Annotated in this window: 1 protein-coding gene; it reads right to left on the bottom strand. The window is 63.2% G+C overall.

Going from position 1 to position 2,820, the window contains the following annotated elements; translation table 11 throughout:
• Positions 1-215: 215 nt before the first annotated feature.
• The coding region (locus IT540_RS00640) for a glycosyltransferase 61 family protein (RefSeq protein WP_291171870.1) at positions 216-2,820 on the bottom strand (2,605 nt) is incomplete at its 5' end.

The raw sequence follows: 2,820 nt of genomic DNA on the forward strand, positions 1-2,820 counted from the left end.
GATCTGGCCGGAATGATCGGTCGCTTGGGCGCCGCCGCAGCGCTCACTCCGCCGATGCCATACCGACTGGTAAAGTTGGCTGAGAGTCATTGGTAACCAAGACAAGTCATATCCATAATCGGTTGGAGCCTGCCACGACCGGCCAAGACAGCAGAATCCGGACCAGACGCATCTTATAGGTCCCGCATGCCGGCTCGCCCATTCGTCCGGCCGACTCATGACAAATGACACCTTGTACGCATGGCCTGTTCGACCAGATCCACGGGCACGACGTAGTCGCTCTGATAGGCGATACCCGTCGCATTGGCGACCGGCTCGCCGAGCACGAACACCATTTCCTGGCCCAGGGCCTGTGCCAGATTCGCGAATACCAGATACGGCACATCGACGCTGTCATCGCGGAAACTCAGCATCAGGGTCGTCGCCTCCCGTGGTGCGAAGAGGATGTTGGTCATGCCCGCGCCACTGGGGCCGACAATCATTGCCGCTTCGGAAAAGACGCGCACCTGTTCCTCGAAGGAAAGTTTCTCCGGGTAGACGACCTCAAAACCCTCGCGTTCAAAGAACGCCATGATCTCCGGTTCATTGATCAGTTCGCGGTATTTGGCCCCGCGCCGCGGCACATAAATGCGACGTGACGCCGTCCCTGCGGGAGCCATGAGCGGCGCGAACACGCGGCGCAAGAAGTCGATCGCGGCGGGGGGGATAATCACGTCGTCGTCGAATACCCGGGCGCCGGGACGATACTCGAAAGGCGTCTTCACCAGGCTGGAAGGCACCACCAGCTTGCGCAGCGCATGGCACCGGCCGGATTCGAGCTCGACCAGGGGACGACGCTTGAGGGTGATCCGTTCGAGCGCCGCGATAAGGTTCGGGTGCAATCCGGCATCGATCAGGAGCGGCAGGTGGTCGTATTCAGGGTATCGGTCCAGGACCGACAATCGTGGCAGATATTCCAGCAGCCAGTGGTAATAATTCGTGCTGCCCTTTCCGGCAAGCCAGATTCCCTCTTCCACCCGCGCTTCACCCTGCCGTGCGCCATGAAGCAGGACGCGGTCATCGAGCCGTTGGTAAATCAGATGATCCGCGATCTGCACGCGCTCAGGCGGGAAGTCCAGCGCCTGAGCGTGGATCGCCTGCGTTCCTCCATCGGCCAGGATCAGCCCATGCCCGCCGATGACCGAAACGTCGTGGAGTTCGGCGAGCCAGGTTGCCGGCGTGGTCGTCGCCGTCTCGGCCGGCTTGTCCGCCGCGCCGAAGATCGTGGCCCCCCGAACGGATAATGGCTTGGGCTGCTCCACCACCTCGCAACGGGCGCCGTGCCTTGCGCACCAGTCCCGTGTCGAAACGAGAGGAATATAGGGCAGCACCAGCGAGCGCTTCGCTTGCGCCGCGTGCGCCATCCACCGGAAGCACTCGGCATGGGCTGCAAAGACCCCGTCGTTGTCGTAGAGCCTGTGCCGGTTGCGCCGAATCTCCTCGCCGATCCGCGCGCGCAATTCCTTGTCCTGCCCGAAACACAGAGCCAGTTCGATGAACCCCTCCACCGTGTCGGCGATGCAGCCTTCGACGCCCATCAGCGTGTAGTAGGCCCGGGCGATATGCGGGCGCGCCGCCCCGGTGAGCCAGCTCACGATGGGCGTGCCGGTGGCGAGGACGATATGAGCGGTTGTCGCGCCGCCGTGATGAAAGGAATCGAGCACGACATCCACGCTCTTGATGAGCGAGGCAAAGCGGGCTTTCTGGCCGATCCAGGGCAGGAAAATCACCCGCTCGAACACATCGGGCAGTTTGCGCGCCAGCCGCTCGGCCAGGCGATCACGCCAGACCGAACGGTCATGGTCCTCGATCAGCACAATGCGGGAATCCGCATCACGACGCAGGATTTCACCGAAAGCGGCATCCATGTCCGGATGGATTTTCTGCAGCTTCATTGGGCAGAGGTAGAGGGGGCCCGTGGCCGGCAAGCCAAACGAAGCACGATCCGCTTGCACATTGTCAAAGTCGGGCGGCGAAAGATACATGAACAGCGTCGGCAGGCAGATCAACCGCTCCGTATAGCCTTCCTGTCCGTGCTGCGGCTCCATCAGCGCGCTGGAGACGAAGTAGTCGATATTGGGGATGCCCGTCGTCGCCGAATGGCCGTGCAGCACGCACTGCACGCGCCCCAGCCGCGAGAAGGCGAGCATATAAGTAAACGGGTCCATGCCGATTTCCGGATAGACGAGGATGTCCGGCTCCGCCTCGGCTATCGCACGGCGCGCCTCGTCGAGCGAATCGGCCGCCAGGCGCACATGGCCGGCGCAGGCGCGGGCCATGTCGGTGAATACTTCATCTTCTTCGGCGCCGATGCTGAACAGCAACACCTCGAACCCGGGCAGGCCACACAGATGCTTGATGACGGGATTGAAGAAATTGCCGACCGAATGGTTGTAGAGGTAGCGCGAAACAAAGGCGATGCGGATGCGCTCGCGCGGCGCCCGCGCCTGCGTGACATGGGGCGCGACGCAGGCGAGCGAGGGGCGGGCCTGGATGTAGAGGGCGGCCACGCGTCGCTGCAGCTCACAATCATTCAGTCCGTGGTAGGCGAGGTAGAAGCCGGTGTTAGGGCACTCCAGCACCTCCCGCTCGGAGAACACCGGCCCGCTCGCCTGCAGCGCCTCCAGTTCGCTGGCCATGCGCGCGCGTGCCTCGCGTATCTGCGCGGTGGATTCCATGAAGGGCGGCAGCAAGGTCGCCTCGTGCAGGCGCAGGATGTCCCAGCCCGTCAGCTCGTGGGCGCGGCGCAGCCAGATAAGGGCCTGCTCCAGATCACCGACA

The organism is Hyphomicrobium sp. (assembly GCF_020852195.1).
Classification (GTDB): domain Bacteria; phylum Pseudomonadota; class Alphaproteobacteria; order Rhizobiales; family Hyphomicrobiaceae; genus Hyphomicrobium_C.